The sequence below is a fragment of the Cupriavidus necator genome (assembly GCF_016127575.1).
Classification (GTDB): domain Bacteria; phylum Pseudomonadota; class Gammaproteobacteria; order Burkholderiales; family Burkholderiaceae; genus Cupriavidus; species Cupriavidus necator_D.
Window position 1 is genome coordinate 1,966,959 of the sequence record NZ_CP066019.1, and the last position, 15,183, is coordinate 1,982,141.

General features: G+C 67.4%; 16 protein-coding genes and 1 pseudogene. 13 read left to right on the top strand and 4 right to left on the bottom strand.

Translation table 11 applies throughout. The features are described from left to right. Window positions 1-29: 29 nt before the first annotated feature. Window positions 30-926 (bottom strand): AraC family transcriptional regulator, encoded by an 897-nt coding sequence (locus tag I6H87_RS27875; RefSeq protein ID WP_174549449.1) that lies wholly within the window; start codon window positions 924-926, stop codon window positions 30-32. A gap of 98 nt (window positions 927-1,024) precedes the next feature. Between I6H87_RS27875 and I6H87_RS27880 the strand changes: the two genes are divergently transcribed. The 9 genes from I6H87_RS27880 to I6H87_RS27920 all read left to right on the top strand — a co-directional run bounded on the left by I6H87_RS27880 (window position 1,025) and on the right by I6H87_RS27920 (window position 8,919). Beyond that, the gene (locus I6H87_RS27880; protein WP_010810281.1) at window positions 1,025-1,768 is read left to right on the top strand and encodes an SDR family oxidoreductase; all 744 of its coding nucleotides are present in this window, start codon (window positions 1,025-1,027) and stop codon (window positions 1,766-1,768) included. A 129-nt stretch (window positions 1,769-1,897) separates the two neighbouring features. Then, window positions 1,898-2,953, top strand: a complete 1,056-nt coding sequence (locus tag I6H87_RS27885) for a LacI family DNA-binding transcriptional regulator (protein ID WP_011617484.1) — start codon at window positions 1,898-1,900, stop codon at window positions 2,951-2,953. Between the two features lie 245 nt (window positions 2,954-3,198). Then, the gene (locus I6H87_RS27890) at window positions 3,199-4,002 is read left to right on the top strand and encodes a transporter substrate-binding domain-containing protein (RefSeq protein WP_010810283.1); all 804 of its coding nucleotides are present in this window, start codon (window positions 3,199-3,201) and stop codon (window positions 4,000-4,002) included. Window positions 4,003-4,056: 54 nt separating this feature from the next. Continuing rightward, window positions 4,057-4,815 (top strand): amino acid ABC transporter permease, encoded by a 759-nt coding sequence (locus I6H87_RS27895; protein ID WP_010810284.1) that lies wholly within the window; start codon window positions 4,057-4,059, stop codon window positions 4,813-4,815. Next, entirely contained in the window at window positions 4,812-5,462 is a 651-nt protein-coding gene (locus tag I6H87_RS27900) for an amino acid ABC transporter permease (protein WP_010810285.1), read from the top strand. Before I6H87_RS27895 ends, I6H87_RS27900 begins: the two co-directional genes overlap by 4 nt. Continuing rightward, the gene (locus I6H87_RS27905; RefSeq protein WP_010810286.1) at window positions 5,449-6,183 is read left to right on the top strand and encodes an amino acid ABC transporter ATP-binding protein; all 735 of its coding nucleotides are present in this window, start codon (window positions 5,449-5,451) and stop codon (window positions 6,181-6,183) included. Before I6H87_RS27900 ends, I6H87_RS27905 begins: the two co-directional genes overlap by 14 nt. Further along, window positions 6,180-6,968: a sugar phosphate isomerase/epimerase family protein gene (locus I6H87_RS27910; protein WP_011617485.1), complete on the top strand. Its 789-nt coding sequence runs from the start codon at window positions 6,180-6,182 to the stop codon at window positions 6,966-6,968. The genes I6H87_RS27905 and I6H87_RS27910 overlap by 4 nt, the downstream gene beginning before the upstream one ends. Further along, window positions 6,965-7,909, top strand: a complete 945-nt coding sequence (locus tag I6H87_RS27915) for a sugar kinase (protein ID WP_010810288.1) — start codon at window positions 6,965-6,967, stop codon at window positions 7,907-7,909. Before I6H87_RS27910 ends, I6H87_RS27915 begins: the two co-directional genes overlap by 4 nt. Before the next feature lie 20 nt (window positions 7,910-7,929). Continuing rightward, window positions 7,930-8,919, top strand: a complete 990-nt coding sequence (locus I6H87_RS27920) for a 2-hydroxyacid dehydrogenase (RefSeq protein ID WP_011617486.1) — start codon at window positions 7,930-7,932, stop codon at window positions 8,917-8,919. A gap of 15 nt (window positions 8,920-8,934) precedes the next feature. On the opposite strand, the gene I6H87_RS27925 is transcribed toward I6H87_RS27920, so the two are convergent. Next, window positions 8,935-9,897, bottom strand: a complete 963-nt coding sequence (locus tag I6H87_RS27925; protein ID WP_011617487.1) for a Bug family tripartite tricarboxylate transporter substrate binding protein — start codon at window positions 9,895-9,897, stop codon at window positions 8,935-8,937. A 77-nt stretch (window positions 9,898-9,974) separates the two neighbouring features. On the opposite strand from I6H87_RS27925, the pseudogene I6H87_RS34530 reads away from it, so the two are divergent. After that, window positions 9,975-10,160, top strand: a pseudogene (locus I6H87_RS34530) (biotin carboxylase N-terminal domain-containing protein); the annotation flags it as partial. 163 nt (window positions 10,161-10,323) lie between these two features. Here the strand turns inward: I6H87_RS34530 and I6H87_RS27935 are convergent. Both I6H87_RS27935 and I6H87_RS27940 read right to left on the bottom strand, forming a co-directional pair. Next, window positions 10,324-10,824, bottom strand: a complete 501-nt coding sequence (locus I6H87_RS27935; protein ID WP_041688505.1) for a DUF6496 domain-containing protein — start codon at window positions 10,822-10,824, stop codon at window positions 10,324-10,326. 224 nt (window positions 10,825-11,048) lie between these two features. Then, on the bottom strand, window positions 11,049-11,951 hold the full coding sequence (locus I6H87_RS27940; protein WP_010810292.1) for a LysR family transcriptional regulator: 903 nt from the start codon (window positions 11,949-11,951) through the stop codon (window positions 11,049-11,051). A gap of 257 nt (window positions 11,952-12,208) precedes the next feature. On the opposite strand from I6H87_RS27940, the gene I6H87_RS27945 reads away from it, so the two are divergent. From I6H87_RS27945 to I6H87_RS27955, 3 genes are read left to right on the top strand one after another with little or no spacing between them, the layout of a single operon-like run. Further along, window positions 12,209-13,384 carry an alpha-hydroxy acid oxidase gene (locus tag I6H87_RS27945; protein WP_011617489.1) on the top strand — a complete coding sequence of 392 codons (1,176 nt, stop codon included), beginning with the start codon at window positions 12,209-12,211 and terminating at the stop codon, window positions 13,382-13,384. After that, entirely contained in the window at window positions 13,381-14,061 is a 681-nt protein-coding gene (locus I6H87_RS27950; RefSeq protein WP_011617490.1) for an RraA family protein, read from the top strand. Before I6H87_RS27945 ends, I6H87_RS27950 begins: the two co-directional genes overlap by 4 nt. Continuing rightward, on the top strand, window positions 14,058-15,140 hold the full coding sequence (locus I6H87_RS27955; RefSeq protein ID WP_011617491.1) for a hydroxyacid dehydrogenase: 1,083 nt from the start codon (window positions 14,058-14,060) through the stop codon (window positions 15,138-15,140). Before I6H87_RS27950 ends, I6H87_RS27955 begins: the two co-directional genes overlap by 4 nt. Window positions 15,141-15,183 lie beyond the last annotated feature (43 nt).

A 15,183-nucleotide genomic window follows, 5' to 3' on the forward strand; every position in this document is an offset into this window, starting at 1 on the left:
TTCTTCGCCCCTGCGTGGAACACGACGTTCTAGCGTTTGCGCGCGTAGAGACTCGGTGGTTGGCCGACGTGCCGGCTGAACGCGGTGCTGAAGGTAGTTGCCGAGCCGTAGCCGACCCGTTCAGCCACTTCGGCGATCCCGATGTCATGGCGACGGAGCAGGTCCTTCGCCACGGCCATGCGCCAGGCGATCAGGTATTCCATCGGTGGCATTCCCACGGCGCGCGTGAAGCGCTCAAAAAAGGTCGAGCGCGACAGCGCTGCCTTCCTGGCGAGTTGGGCCACCGTCCACGAGCGCGCGGGATCGGCGTGCATCTGCCGCATCGCTGACGCGAGTCGCGTATCGGTCAGGCCACGCAGCAGCCCCGGGGGCGCGTCCTCCCCCGAAGTTGAGCGCAGCGCTTCGATCAGCAGCACCTCCACCAGGCGCGTGAGCACGAGCTCGCGCCCCGACCTCCGTTCACCCGATTCCTCGCTGACGAGCCGCACGATTGCCGAAAGCCGCTCGGCGCCGCGCACATGCACCAGCGCCGGCAGCAGCGACACCAGCAACGCAGCATTGGACGAGTCGAAGACGAAGTAGCCGCCGAGCAGTCGCACATCGGGGCGTCCACCGCGCCTGCCGTGACGAACTTCGCCCATCGGCGCGGGCGTGACTTTGGGGTCGATGCGCTCGGGCGCCACCGGCTCAAAGCCCGACAAGGTGAAGCCCGGCGTTGCCGGCAGGAGCACGAAGTCGCCCGTCTCAAGCGTGAGGGCATGCTGGCCGTCGACGGCGAGACGACAACTGCCCTCGAGCACGGCGCAGAAGCTTGGCTGGCCGAAGTCAGCGTAGCGAACACCCCAGCGGCCGGCGCCGCTGATGGACTTCGAGAACACGGCACGCGGCTGAAGCAGCGAGATGACTTCTGACAGGGGATCGCTCATCGCCGGACGATTGCAAATGAAATCTGGACTTTTCATTGTAGGCAGTCCGTCGCATCCCCGCTATCGTTGCCGGCATCCAAACCACCACCGAAACCCTCATGAAAACCGTGCTGATTACCGGCTGCTCCTCTGGCTATGGCCTTGAAACCGCGCGCCACTTCCACGCGCAGGGCTGGAACGTCATCGCCACCATGCGAACGCCGAACGAAGAACTCTTGCCCCGATCCCACCGGATCCGCGTGCTGGCGCTCGACGTGACGAAGCCCGACAGCATCGCCGCCACGCTTGCAGCGAGCGGAGCCATCGACGTGCTCGTCAACAACGCGGGCATCGGCCTGTTTGGCGCCTTCGAGGCCACTCCGATGGCCACGACGCGCGAGGTGTTCGAGACCAACACGTTCGGCGTGATGGCGATGACCCAGGCGGTGCTGCCCCAGTTCCGTGCGCGCAGGTCGGGCGTGGTGGTGAACGTGACCTCGAGCACGACGCTGGCGCCGATGCCGATGGTAGCCGTCTACACCGCGAGCAAGATGGCCATCGAAGGCTTCACCGCATCGCTCGCGTTCGAGCTCGAAGCGTTCAACGTGAGCGTGAAGCTGGTCGAGCCAGGCTACGGACCGACCACGCGCTTTACCAGCAACGGGGGACCGCGCATGGAGGGCCTGATCCCCGAGGCATACGCGTCTTGCGCGCAGGGCATCTTTGCTTCCCTCTCGCAACCGGCAGCGGTGACGACCGAGGCCGAGGTGGCCGAAGCGGTTTGGCGTGCCGCCAACGACAGGTCCGGGCTGCTTCGGTTTCCGGCAGGTGCCGATGCGGTAGCGCTGGCTCATTCGGGATAACCGTCGAAGGGTCTGGCCCTTCGACGGTTTGCCGCACCAGGTATCGGAGCCCAATCGCCCCGGAGGCTGGCGCATCCCCACACGCCCGAGGCATAATCGTGAAACTGGTTTCACCGAGACCCGAACCCTATGCCGCGCCCTGTTATCCGACCTGTGTCCGACCAGAAACCTGCAGAGAAACTCACCATCCAGGACGTTGCCGACTATGCGGGCGTGTCCAAGGCAACCGTATCGCGCTACCTGAACCGGGGCGGCGAGCAGCTTTCCGCGGACGTGGAGGCGCGCGTCGCCGCGGCCATCCGCGCGCTCGGCTATAGCCCCAGCCCGATGGCGCAGGGGCTCAAGCGCGGCAAGTCGCGCCTGATCGGCCTGGTGGTCGCGGATGTCTCCAATTCGTTCTCGGTGGCCGTGCTGCGCGGCGTTGAGAAGGCCTGTCGCGACGCCGGCTACATGGTGATGCTGTTCAACCTCGGCAATGACGAGCAACTGGAGCGCGAAGCCATTCGCTCGCTGTCGGCTTACCGGGTCGAGGGCTTTATCCTGCACACGCTGGGCCACGATGCCGGCGCCCTGGCCGATGCGGCGCAGTTGGGCAAGCCAGTGGTCCTGGTCGACCGCAAGGTCGGCGATGCCGAAGTCGACCTGGTGGCCCTGGACAACCAGACCGCCGTCCAGGAAGCCGCCGGCCACCTGGTCGAAGCCGGCTACCGGCGCCTGCTGTTCATCAGCGAGCCGATCAAGGCCATCAGCTCGCGCAACGAGCGGGCGCGCGCGTTCCAGGCCTTTGTCGCCGAACACGTGGACACGGTTGGAGGGACCGTTTTTGAAGCCCAGCGGGGTGACGACGATGCCCTGGATGAAGCGCTGCGCGCGCTGCGCCGTGGCGCCGGACAGGCACCCGTTGCCGTGCTGGCGGCCAACGCCGTGATCTCGCTGCGCGTGGCCGCATCGGCCGCCAGACTAGGGTGGCAGCTTGGCGCCGACCTGGGCCTGATCGGCTTCGATGATCCGGAATGGGCTGCACTGGTCGGTCCTGGCCTCAGCGCCATTTCCCAGCCCACCGACGATATCGGGCGCGTTGCCACCAACTGCCTGATAGAGCGCCTGCAAGGCACGCAGCTGCCGCCGCGCCGGGTGCTGTTGCCCGGCACGCTGGTCACGCGCGGATCGACCCGCCGCGCCTGATCGCAGAGCCCTTCCCCACCGGCGCCCGCCGTGCCCGCCTGATCCACGCCTGCACCCGCTGCGCACGTCCAGCGGGTGCCTGACGTGCCTGTTTCCACATCCGCCAAACGCAGTTTTTGACCGTAAGGGTTTCCACTGTTGGATCTCTGAAACCGGTTTCCTATAATCCTGAAACCGGTTTCAAAACGGTGCTTGCCCAACGCTGCGACGCCAGCGACACATTCCATAAACGTGCAGGAGACATGATGAACGTCCAACGCTTGTTGCGCCGCGCAGCCGCGCCCGTGCTGACTCTGCTGGTCCTGACCAGCGCCGCTTTCACCGCCCAGGCGCAGACCGTCGCCGAGATCGTCAAGAAGGGCAGGGTCACCATCGGCGTGGTGACCGGCGCCCCGCCCTTCGGCACCACGGACGCCACCGGCAAGCCCGCCGGCTATGACGTCGACGTGGCCAACCTGCTCGGCAAGTACCTGGGCGTGCCGGTCGATATCGTTCCGCTCACCTCGCCCAGCCGGATTCCGGCGCTGGAGGCCGGCAAGGTCGATTTCCTGGTCGCCACACTGGCGCCGACGCCCGAGCGGGCGCGGGCCATCATGTTCAGTGCACCCTACAGCGCGTTCGAGCTGACCATCTTCGCGCCCGTCGCTGCCAAGTACGCCAGGCTGACGGAACTCGGGAAGAAGAAGGTGGGCGTGACGCGCGGCACCACGCAGGACACCGCGCTGACCCGGCTGGCCGTGCCCGGCATGAACATCGTCCGCTTCGAGGACGATGCCACCTGCGCGCAGGCGCTGATCAGCAACCAGGTCGAAGCCATTGCCCTGCCCAATACCACCGGCAACGAGATCATGAAGGCGCGCGGTGCCGGCAAGTTCGACGCCAAGTTCGCGTTCTCGGTGCAGCCCAATTCAATGGCCGTGCGCCGCGACGCCTTCGAGCTGCGCCAGTGGCTCAACACCACCATCTCCTACGTCAAGCTGAATGGCGAACTCGACGCCATTGCGCAGAAGTGGACCGGCAAGGCGCTGCCTGCGCTGCAAGCGTTCTGAACCAGGCCGTCTGAGGTTGCGCGCCGGCGCCAGCCGGCGTGCCAGGAGACCCCCATGAACTACCAATTCGAATGGACCCCGGTGCTGTCGCAGCTGGACCGCTTCGCGGAAGGCGCGGCGATGACGCTGGCGCTCAGCTTCGGCTCGATCCTGCTTGGCACAGTGGTCGGCACCGCCGGCGCGATTGCCGCCGCTTTTGGCGGCCCCTGGCTGCAGCGTGCCACCAGGGCATATGTCGAAGCCATCCGCAACACGCCCTTCCTGATCCAGCTCTTCATCATCTTCTTCGGCTTGCCAACCGTGGGCCTGCAGATCGATGCCGTCACCGCCGCGGTGATTGCCATGACCGTCAACCTCGGCGCCTACTCGACGGAAATCATCCGGGCCGGCCTGCAGGCAGTTCACCGCTCGCAACTCGAGGCCGCCGCCGCGCTGGGCATGACACGCTGGCAGCTGATCCGCCACGTCGCCCTGGTGCCGGCTTTCGAGAAGGTCTATCCGGCCCTGACCAGCCAGTTCACGCTGATGATGCTGACGTCGAGCGTGGTGTCGACGATCTCGGTGGAAGAGCTGACGGCGGTCGCCAGCCAGGTCGATTCGCAGACCTTCCGCACCTTCGAGAGCTACATCCTGGTCATGTTCGTCTATATCGGCCTGGCACTGATGCTGCGCGCCATATTCGGCCTGATCGGCAACCTCGTGTTCAAGCGGCGCCGCGTGGTGGCGCGCGCACGAAAGCTGGCCCGCACAGCCCGCATCGCGCCAATGGCGCAGGCGGAACTGACGGCAGCGGCTGCAGGGAGCGCGCAATGATCACCGAGTTCTCCTGGAATCATCTTGAAATCCTGCTGCTGGCAGCGCGCTGGACGCTGTGGGTGACCTTGCTCGCCTTCGTCGGCGGCACGCTGGCCGGCTTCCTGGTGGCGCTGGCACGTACCTCCAGAAGCCCGATGCTGCGCCTCGCCAGCACGGCCTATATCCAGGTCGTGCAAGGCACGCCGGTGCTGATCGTGCTGTTCCTGAGCTACTACGGACTCTCCGTGCTCGGGCTCAAGCTGTCGCCGATGGTCGCGGCCATGCTGGCGATGTCGATCTACGCCAGCGCCTACCTTGGCGAGATCTGGCGCGGCTGCATCGAGGCCGTGCCGCAAGGACAGTGGGAAGCCAGTGAAGCGCTCGCCCTCACCCGCTGGCAGCAGCTGCGCTATGTGGTGCTGCCGCAGGCCGTGCGGCTGGCCTTGCCGCCCACGGTGGGATTCTCGGTCCAGCTGGTCAAGAACACCTCGATCACTTCCATCATCGGCGTCATCGAACTGACCCGCGCCGGCCAGTTGATCAACAACGCGACCTTCCAGCCCTTCGCGGTCTTCGTCGTCGTCGCACTTATCTACTTCGCGCTCTGCTTCCCGCTGTCGGCGGCGGCGCGGCGCATGGAAAGGAGGCTCCATGTCAATCGTTGAAGCACAAGGCGTGCACAAGTCATATGGCGCTGTCGAAGTCCTGAAGGGCGTTTCGTTTGCGATCGAGCCGGGCCAGGTGGTCGCCATCATCGGCCGCAGCGGCTCCGGCAAGAGCACCATGCTGCGTTGCCTGAATGGCCTGGAGACGATCAACGCCGGCGACATCACCGTCGCCGGGCACAAGCTGGATCACGACCGCAAGCGCTTGCTCGACCTGCGCCGCGACGTGGGCATGGTGTTCCAGAGCTACAACCTGTTTCCGCACCTGACCGTGGGCGAGAACATCGCGCTGGCGCCGTCCATCGTGAAGAAGATGGCAGCCAGCAAGATCGACGGCATCGTCGACCAGGTGCTGACCCAGGTCGGCCTGCTCGACAAGAAGGACTGCTACCCCGAGCAGCTCTCGGGTGGCCAGCAACAGCGTGTGGCCATCGCCCGTTCGCTGGCGATGGAGCCCAAGGTGATGCTGTTCGACGAGGTCACCTCCGCGCTCGACCCCGAGCTGACAGCGGAAGTGCTTCGGGTCATGGAGAACCTCGCTGCCTCCGGCATGACCATGGTGCTGGTCACGCATGAAATGGAGTTCGCGCGCCGCATGGCGCATACCACCATCTTCATGCACCAGGGCAAGGTCCACGAGGCGGGGCCATCGAAGGCGCTGTTCGCGCAGCCGCGGACACCGGAACTGCAGCAATTCCTCGGCGCGGGAGCACTGAAATGAGCCATTGGCAAGCAGATGCTGCTTCGCGCCCGCCGGTGCTGATCTCGTTGACAGCCTATGGCGCCGACTTCGCCCTGCGCGACGGACAGGCCGCACTCGCGCGGATTGCCGCGGCAGCCGGCGCGGACGGCGTGGAATTTCGCGGCGAACTCCAGCGCGGGCACAAGGATGAAGTCATTGAACAGCGCGAGGTCGCCCGGCAGCATGGGCTGAGCGTAGTCTGGTCCAGCCCGGAAGGCCTCTGGAGCGAAGCCGGCAGCCTCGATGCCGCCGCTCTCGACCGTGCCTTCACGACCGCGCTGGCGCTCGGTGCGACCCGGGTCAAGATGTCGCTTGGCGGCTATCGGGAAGGCACGGCACTGGAAGCACTGCTTCCCTGGCTGCGGCACGATGGCATCGAACTCGTCGTGGAAAACGACCAGACCGCCCAGGCCGGCACCGTGCCGCCGTTGCGCGATTTCTTCGCGCGTATCACGGCGCTCGGCGAGAACGTGCCGATGACCTTCGACATGGGCAACTGGCACTGGACCGGCGAAGACCCGCTCGACGCCGCGCAGGTCTTCGGCGCCGGCGTCGGCTACGTGCACTGCAAAGGCGTGCAGCGCACGCCTGCCAAATGGATCGCGGTGCCGCTTGATCAGTCGGCGGCACCCTGGCGCAGCGTCTTGCGCCGCCTGCCCACGCACGTTGCGCGTGCGATCGAATTCCCGCTGCAAGGCGAAGACCTGGTGCAGGTCACGCGCCATCATGTCGAACTGCTGCGTTCGGTGGAGGTCCCCGCATGAGCACCGATCTTGACGTGGTCACGCTGGGCGAGGCGATGCTGATGCTGGTCGCCGGCGAAGCCGGGCCGCTCGAAGGCGCGCAGACCTTCCACAAGCGCACCGCCGGTGCCGAGACCAATGTGGCCATCGGCCTGTCGCGCCTGGGCCTGAAGGTTGGCTGGGCCAGCCGGCTGGGCGACGACTCGATGGCCCGCTACCTGCTCGGCGAAATGCAGCGCGAAGGCGTGGATTGCAGCCAGGTGGTGTGCGAGCCCGGTGAGCGCACCGGTTTCCAGTTCAAGGGCCGGGTCGACGACGGCAGCGATCCCCCCGTCGAATACCACCGCCGCGGCTCGGCGGCGAGCCGCATGAACCCGGAGCACCTGGACGGCAGGTGGCTGCGGCGCTCGCGGCACCTGCACGTCACCGGCGTGTTCCCCGCGCTGGCCGCAGGCACGCAGGCCGCCACGCGCCAGGCCATCGCCACCATGCAGGCCGCCGGCCGCACGATCTCATTCGATCCCAACCTGCGGCCCACGCTGTGGGCCTCGCCCGAGTTGATGCGGGAGACGCTGAACGACCTGGCGCAGCAGTGCGACTGGGTGCTGCCCGGCATCGAAGAGGGCCGCTTCCTCACCGGCCACGCCGAGCCGGAACGCATTGCCGCCTTCTACCGTGCCCGCGGCGCCAGGCTGGTGGTGGTGAAGCTGGGCGCCGACGGCGCCTACTTCGATGGCGAGGCCGGCACCGGCCATGTCGAGGCATTCAGCGTCGAGCATGTTGTCGATACCGTTGGCGCCGGCGATGGCTTTGCCGTCGGCGTGATCAGCGCGCTGCTGGAGGGCCGGCCAGTGCGCGACGCCGTCCGGCGCGGCGCCTGGATCGGCGCCCGCGCGGTGCAGGTGCGCGGCGATACCGAAGGCCTGCCGACCCATGCCCAGCTGGCGGCCGCCAGTTTGTGAAGCCACTGCAAGGATTACCCATGCGCAAGAATGTCCTGGTGTTCCGCCCGATTCCTGATGACCTGCTCGCCAGGATCGAATCGGAGCACGATGTGATCGTGGCCGACCCGCGCCAGCCGGCACAACTGCCTGCCTTCCGCGCCGCGCTGGCAAACGCCCATGGCCTGATCGGCTCCAGCGTGAAGCTGGGCGCAGCGGAACTGGCCGAAGCGGGCCAGTTGGAGGTGATCTCGAGTATTTCGGTCGGAGTCGACAACTACGACCTTCCCTGCCTGCACCGGCGCGGCATCACCCTGTGCCACACGCCCGGCGTACTCACCGAGACCACCGCCGACACTGTCTTCGCGCTCATCATGGCCACGAGCCGCCGCCTGGTCGAGCTTGCGGCGCATGTGCGCGAAGGCCGCTGGGCCGCCAACATCGGCGAGGGCCTGTTCGGCTGGGACGTGCACGGCAAGACCCTGGCGATCCTGGGCTTCGGACGCATCGGCCAGGCCGTGGCGCGACGCGCGGCGCTCGGCTTCGGCATGGAGGTGCTCTACGTCAACGAGACCGCGGCGGAACCGCGTGACCTGGTGGGACGCGCCACCCGGACGGATCTCGACGATGCCTTGCAGCGAGCCGATATCGTCGCCGTCACGCTGCCCCTGACCGACAGCACGCGTGGCCTGATGGGCCTGCGCGAGTTCGCGCTGATGAAGCCGGGCGCCATCTTCGTCAACGGCGCCCGCGGCCAGATCGTGCAGGAAGACGCGCTGCTCGCGGCGCTCGACAGCGGCCACCTGCGCGCGGCCGGGCTGGACGTCTTCGCCACCGAGCCACTGCCGCAGGATTCACCGCTGCGCAGCCATCCCAGGGTGACAGCCCTGCCCCATATCGGCTCGGCCACGCATGAGACCCGGCGCGCCATGGCCGAACTCGCCACGCGCAACCTGCTGGACGCGCTCGCCGGGCGGCAGCCCGCCGCGCGCTTCGACCTCGCGGCCTTTGCCGCCCGGGCAGCCGCCTGATACGGACACGCTGCCTCACTTCCGCAGGTTGGTCCTGGCCACCAGTACCTTCATCACCGCGTTGTCTGCCGCGATCATCGCCTTGAAGGTCGCCGCGTCGGCATAGGCAATCCCAAGGTTCTGCCGGCCCAGCGCCGCCACGAAGACAGGGTCCGCCACCGCCTTGCGGCTGGCGGCCGCGAGGGTTTCGAGCACTTCAGGTGGCGTGCCCCTGGGCGCGGCCAGTCCGCGCCATGTGCCGATCGAGAGGTCGATACCGCGCTCACGCAGCGTCGGAACGTTCTCGAAGCCCCTGACACGCTGCCCGGCCATCACCGCGAGCGTCTTCACCTTGCCTGCGGCCACATAGGCCGATACTTCGGCCGGACTGACGGCCACCGCGTCGATATGCCCGCCCATCAACGCCACCAGGGCCGGCGCCGCACCGGAGAACGGCACATGATTGAATTTGACGTGCGCCTTGTCCTCCAGCGCCGTCGCCGCCAGGTGCCAGATCGAGCCCGGGCCGGAATTCCCGACCTGCACCTCCCCCGGGTGCGCCGCGGCGAATGCCAGGAACGCCTCGATGGTGTTCCAGCGCGAGTCGGCCTTGACCGTGATCGCCGACGGATCGGCATTCAGGCGCGCGATCGGCACCAGCTCGGCGGCGTCGAGGGTGGTCGGCCCGAGATGCGGGACGATCACGGCTTCCGCGATGATGATGCCGAGCTTGTAGCCATCGGGCCTGGCGCGGGCCACTTCCGTCATGCCGATGGCGCCGCTGGCACCTGGCTTGTTCACCACGGTCAGCGGCTGCGGCAGGTACTTTCGCATGGCTTCGCTGAAGGCCCGCGCAACCGTGTCGGTACCACCGCCCGCCGTGCTTGGCACCACGAGTTCGACAGGATGATCCGGGTAGGGCGCCGCGGGCGCCTGGCCGACGACGGCAAGTGAGGCCAGCAGGGCGGCCATGTGAAACAGCTTGCGGGGCGATCGCATCTATGGCTCTCAATTCAGGGGGGGCGGAGAAGTTGATTCCGTTGGGGGAAGCCTCGGACACACGACGTGAAAGACCATCGCATCCCGGATATGGGTTCTTGTCCGAGAGCGCGGATTTTGCCAAAGCCGTTGGAAGGGACGGGTTGGGCATCGGGCCTACCGCGGCTTCGATCCGGCGCATGGGCGACAAGGTCAGCGCCAAACGCGCCATGATCGAAGCCGGTGTCCCCGGCGTTCCGGGCTCCGAGGGCGCACCGACAGATTCTACGCCAGCCCCCTGGCCGAAGAGACCTACTCGCTGCTCGACCGCACAGTCGAAGCCGGCGAGAGAGTGGGTGGCTTACCTCCGTGTCGGTTCAGTGCGGTGAACGCCGGAGAACGCGGCGTGCCAGGCGCGCAGCTTGCCGACAGCGGTACGCTGGTTCGCTAACGGGCTGACTCCTTCCTTGCCGCACGCGTTCTAGCGGCCTTGCGGGCCGCTTCGGAGCGACCGGCAGCTCCCTTGGTGCTGGCGGCCTTCTTCGCGGCAGCCGAGCGATCGGTCGCCGTGCGCTTGCTTGCCGCGCTCTTGGCCTGGGCAGACAGCGCCTTGGGAGAAGCACCGGCGGTGCTCTCGCGCTTGAGTGCCTTGAGCGCGGCCTGGGACCGCTTGGCCGTGCTTTCTGAACTCGCCCGTCGCGGTGCAGCCTTGGCGGCAGCAGCCTTGGTTTCCGCCTTGGTCGCGCCCTTCTTTGGCGGCACATCGACGCCAGCGCGGCGTGCCTCCGACAAACCGATCGCTATGGCCTGCTTGGCCGAGCGCACGCCGTGCTTACCCTTTCGCACGGCTTCGATCTCGTCGTGAACGAAATGGCCGGCCTGGGTGGTCGGCGACTTGCCTGCTCTCTTGTCTGCCCTGGCTTTGGCTATGCTCGATGCCCTTGGCATGGTCGTCTCCATGACGGCCGCGGTCATCCGGCACGGGCCATGGCAGATGCAATGTCCGCGGCGCTGTTCAGGGCCCGCCATCTGCCGGCGGGTTAAAAAAATCCCTCGCAAATGTCGTTCCAGGCGTGCAACTGGCGCGCCACTGCCACTCATAGAGGCGACGGTTGTACTGCCGCGTGCGAAATCTGCACACCTTGGGCCAAATCTACCCTGCGAGACGCGGTCTACACCAGGCAACGCGGCGCCTGGAATTCGATCACGTCCTTGATGACATCGCGCATCTCCGTGATCAGCAGGCGCGCGTCGTCGCGACGCCATTGCACGACATAGTGCAGCGGTTCCAGCGCGCCGCCCTTCTTCAGTATCTGCAACACCCCGCGCGCTTCCAGCGCTTCGGCCCACTGCCTTGGCATGAAGGCGAAACCCAGCCCCTCCGCCACCATGCCGACCACAGCGCCCCAGCTGTTGCACACCAGGCGACGGTTGACCGCCATGCCACGGGTGGCCAGCCACTGGTCGAGCACCCGGGTGCCGCCCGCGCCGACCGGCAGGGACAGCAGCAATTGCTCCGCCATCAGCCGCCGGGGATCGTCGGTGCCGGTCTGGTCGATAAAAGACTCGCTCGCGACCCAGACAAAGTCGACCTGCGCGATCCGCTCCGACGCGAGGCTGCTGCGCGATGACGGCCCGGCGATCACCGCGAGGTCGAGTTCGCCATCTTCCAGGCGCTGCTCCAGCACCTGACCGATATCGACGTAGGGCTCGAGCTGAAGCTCGGGGTGCCGGATGGCCGTCTGCCGTACCAGCCGGGGCAGCCAGGTCAGGCCGCTCAGTTCGCCCAGGCCCACGCGGCAACGGCCTTGCAGGCCACGGCTCTGCCCCGCTGACTGCTGCAACTCGGCCGCGACCCGCAGCAATTCGCGGATGCGCGGCAGCATCTGCTCGCCCTGCGCCGTCAGTTCGGCGCGGCGGCCGCTTCGGTCGAACAGCTGCACGCCGAGGGAGGTTTCAAGCTCGGCCACCCGCTTGGACAGCGAAGACACGGACAGATGGCAGCGGTCGGCGGCTACCGAGAAGTTGAGGCAGGTCGCGGCCCAGTAGAAGGCTTCCAGTTGCTTGAGGGTCATGGGATCCGCGCCGCGGGCGGCGATTATTAGTTTCCTAAAAGCGAAATTATAGCTTCGTTATTTTTCGCTTTTATCGATTCCCTGCGGTTGCTAGATTGAAGCCTCGTCGTCGCCTTGGCCCCCTATCGATCATGTCAGCTCTTCATGCCCCTGCTGCAGAAAACGCCGCTGACCGCGCCACAGATGCCGTCGGCACCGCTTCCGCGCCGCGCGTGACGACTGCAAGCGCAAGCGGCGCAGGTACCTTGCGCCGCCAAGTGCTTTCGCTGAACGACCTTGAACCGCTCGCCCGCCGCCGCCTGCCCCGGCCGCTGTACGCCTACGTCAGCGGTGCGGTGGAGGACAGCGTCTCGCTGGCGGAGAATCGCCGCGCCTTCACCGAGATCGCGTTGCGGCCACGCGTGCTTGCCGGCGTGGCCACGCGCGAACTGGACTTCGAGCTGTTCGGCAGGCGCTATGCCGCCCCCTTCGGCGTTGCACCCATGGGCATCGCCGCGTTGTTCGCTTACCGCGGCGATATCGTGCTCGCGCAGGCCGCGCAGCAGGCCGCGGTGCCGGCGATCATGAGCGGTTCATCGCTGATCCGGCTGGAAGAAGTGATGGCAGCCGCGCCCGGCACCTGGTTCCAGGCCTACCTGCCCGGCGACGTGGCGCAGATCGACGGGCTGTTGTCGCGCGTCGAGGCGGCAGGCGTATCGACGCTGGTGATCACCGTCGATACGCCCGTTGCGGGCAATCGCGAGAACAACGTGCGCGCCGGCTTCTCGACACCGCTGCGGCCAAGCCTGCGCTTGGCATGGCAAGGCATCACGCATCCGCGCTGGCTGCTCGGCACTTTTGCGCGCACGCTGCTGCGGCACGGCATGCCGCACTTCGAGAACGCCTATGCGCACCGCGGCGCGCCTATCCTGTCATCGCGCGTGCTGCGCGACTTCTCCGACCGCGCGCATTTCACCTGGACGCACCTTGAAGCCATCCGCCGGCGCTGGCAAGGCACGCTGGTGGTCAAGGGCATCCTGACCGCGGAAGACGCCTTGCTGGCGCGTCGGCACGGTGTGGACGGGGTCATCGTTTCGAACCACGGCGGCCGGCAACTCGACGGCGCCATCGCGCCGCTGCGCGTCCTGCCTGAGATCGTGCACGCCGTGCCCGACCTGCCGGTGATGCTCGACAGCGGCGTATGCCGCGGCACCGACGTAATCAAGGCGCTCGCGCTCGGCGCGCGTTGCGTCTTTGTCGGCCGGCCGTTCGCCTATGCGGCGACGGTCGGGTCCACCCCCGGCGTGGCGCACGCCATCGACTTGTTGCAGGCCGAGATCTCGCGCGATATGGCAATGCTCGGCCTGACCCGGCTGGCAGACATCGGCCCTGCCTGCATCCGGCCTGCCGCTTCACTACCCCACATGCCCCCTCACCCGGAGACTTATCGATGAGCACGCTTCACGGCTTTCGCATCCACCCCAAGCCGGCGCCGACTGCCAGCAACGCGCTGCTGGAACGCTACCGCAGCTTCCCGGTGGCCAATGTCAGCGACGCAATGTGCCGCACCGTCGGCACCACGCGGCTGCGGCCCTATCACCGGCGCGATGGCGTCATGGCCGGCCGCGCCCTCACCGTGCGCACGCGCCCGGGCGACAACCTGATGGTGCACAAGGCCCTCGACCTCTGCGGACCCGGCGATGTGATCGTCGTCGATGCCGGCGGCGCCGGTCCCAATGCCATCATCGGCGAGATCATGCTGGCGCTGGCGATCGCGCGCGGCGCAGCGGGCTTCGTCATCGACGGCCTGATCCGCGACAGCGATACGATCGGCAAGGAGACGTTGCCCGTGTATGCGCGCGGGGTCTCGCACCGCGGTCCTTACAAGGACGGTCCCGGCGAATTGCATGTGCCCGTCTGCATCGACGGCATGGTGGTGCGCCCCGGCGACCTGGTGCTGGGCGATGGCGACGGCCTGCTGGTCGTTGCGGCCGAGGATGCCGAGGAAATCGCCGCGCGCGTGGAGAACGTACAACGCACCGAAGCAGCGGTGCTCGAGTCGATCGCGCAAGGCCGCGCCGATCGGAGCTGGGTCGAGCGCACGCTGCGCGAAAAGGGGGTGGTCGTATGAACGCGCCCGTCCTGCTGATGCCTGCCGCCGGCACGGTGGTCCGTTTCGACCACTGGCTGGACGCAGCCTTTGACCGCATCATTACGGCCACGCCAGGCCTGACGCTGCACACCTGCGCCCGCGAAGGCGCCGACGCGGCCGCCTGGGACCGGCTGTCCGGCGCCCATGTCTACCAGATCTCGGCCGCCAAGGACGAGATCCCGCGCCGCTGGTTCGCCGACGCCGCGCTGCTGGCGCGCTGCCCGAACCTGCTGGCGGTGTCGTCCAGCGGCTCCGGCTGCGACACCATCGACATCGATGCCTGCACCGAGGCCGGCGTCGCGGTGCTCAACCAGGCCGGCGGCAACGCCGACTCGGTGGCGGAGATGACGCTGGGCCTGATGCTCGCGGTACTGCGCCGCATCGCCGAATCCGACCGCAGCCTGCGCGCGCACAACTGCGAGAGCCGTGAGGACCTGATGGGCCACGAACTGCGCGGCCGCACGCTCGGCCTGGTCGGCGTGGGCCACGCGGGCCGCCGCGTCGCCGCACTCGGCCGCGCCTTGGGCATGCGCGTGATCGGGTGCGACCCGGCGCTGGATGCGGCGGAGCTGTCCGCACGCGGCGCACAGGCCGTGTCCTTCGAGGAATTGCTGCGCAGTGCCGACATCGTCTCGCTGCATTGCCCGCGCGATGCCACCACGCTGCGCATGATGGATGGCGCCGCCTTTGCCGCGATGCGGCCGGGCAGCATCTTCGTCAGCACCGCGCGCGGCGGCATCCACGATGAGGGCGCGCTGCATGCGGCGCTGGCCAGCGGCCATCTTGCCGGCGCCGGTCTGGACGTGTGGGACCAGGAGCCGCCACCACGCGCCCACCCCTTGCTCGCGCTGGACAACGTCGTCGCCACCTTCCACACCGCTGGCGTTACTCACGAGGCACGGCGCAGGAACGCCGAACTGGCCGCCACTCAAATCGTCACGCTGCTGACCAGTGGCGAGCGGCCCGAGCGGCTGGTCAATCCCGAAGTCTGGCCGCGAGCGCGCCTGCGCATTGCGGCGGTGATGCAGGCTGCCGCCCTGTCATCGGTCACACCTTAGCCCCCGATTCCGCAGACTATTCTTTACACATAACACGCTGGCA

What these genes read in the sequence shown, in the direction of transcription:
- I6H87_RS27875 (WP_174549449.1), bottom strand. Translation starts at nt 926, where the DNA reads ATGAGCGATCCCCTGTCAGAAGTCATCTCGCTGCTTCAGCCGCGTGCC.
- I6H87_RS27880 (WP_010810281.1), top strand. Translation starts at nt 1,025, where the DNA reads ATGAAAACCGTGCTGATTACCGGCTGCTCCTCTGGCTATGGCCTTGAA.
- I6H87_RS27885 (WP_011617484.1), top strand. Translation starts at nt 1,898, where the DNA reads ATGCCGCGCCCTGTTATCCGACCTGTGTCCGACCAGAAACCTGCAGAG.
- I6H87_RS27890 (WP_010810283.1), top strand. Translation starts at nt 3,199, where the DNA reads ATGAACGTCCAACGCTTGTTGCGCCGCGCAGCCGCGCCCGTGCTGACT.
- I6H87_RS27895 (WP_010810284.1), top strand. Translation starts at nt 4,057, where the DNA reads ATGAACTACCAATTCGAATGGACCCCGGTGCTGTCGCAGCTGGACCGC.
- I6H87_RS27900 (WP_010810285.1), top strand. Translation starts at nt 4,812, where the DNA reads ATGATCACCGAGTTCTCCTGGAATCATCTTGAAATCCTGCTGCTGGCA.
- I6H87_RS27905 (WP_010810286.1), top strand. Translation starts at nt 5,449, where the DNA reads ATGTCAATCGTTGAAGCACAAGGCGTGCACAAGTCATATGGCGCTGTC.
- I6H87_RS27910 (WP_011617485.1), top strand. Translation starts at nt 6,180, where the DNA reads ATGAGCCATTGGCAAGCAGATGCTGCTTCGCGCCCGCCGGTGCTGATC.
- I6H87_RS27915 (WP_010810288.1), top strand. Translation starts at nt 6,965, where the DNA reads ATGAGCACCGATCTTGACGTGGTCACGCTGGGCGAGGCGATGCTGATG.
- I6H87_RS27920 (WP_011617486.1), top strand. Translation starts at nt 7,930, where the DNA reads ATGCGCAAGAATGTCCTGGTGTTCCGCCCGATTCCTGATGACCTGCTC.
- I6H87_RS27925 (WP_011617487.1), bottom strand. Translation starts at nt 9,897, where the DNA reads ATGCGATCGCCCCGCAAGCTGTTTCACATGGCCGCCCTGCTGGCCTCA.
- I6H87_RS27935 (WP_041688505.1), bottom strand. Translation starts at nt 10,824, where the DNA reads ATGCCAAGGGCATCGAGCATAGCCAAAGCCAGGGCAGACAAGAGAGCA.
- I6H87_RS27940 (WP_010810292.1), bottom strand. Translation starts at nt 11,951, where the DNA reads ATGACCCTCAAGCAACTGGAAGCCTTCTACTGGGCCGCGACCTGCCTC.
- I6H87_RS27950 (WP_011617490.1), top strand. Translation starts at nt 13,381, where the DNA reads ATGAGCACGCTTCACGGCTTTCGCATCCACCCCAAGCCGGCGCCGACT.
- I6H87_RS27955 (WP_011617491.1), top strand. Translation starts at nt 14,058, where the DNA reads ATGAACGCGCCCGTCCTGCTGATGCCTGCCGCCGGCACGGTGGTCCGT.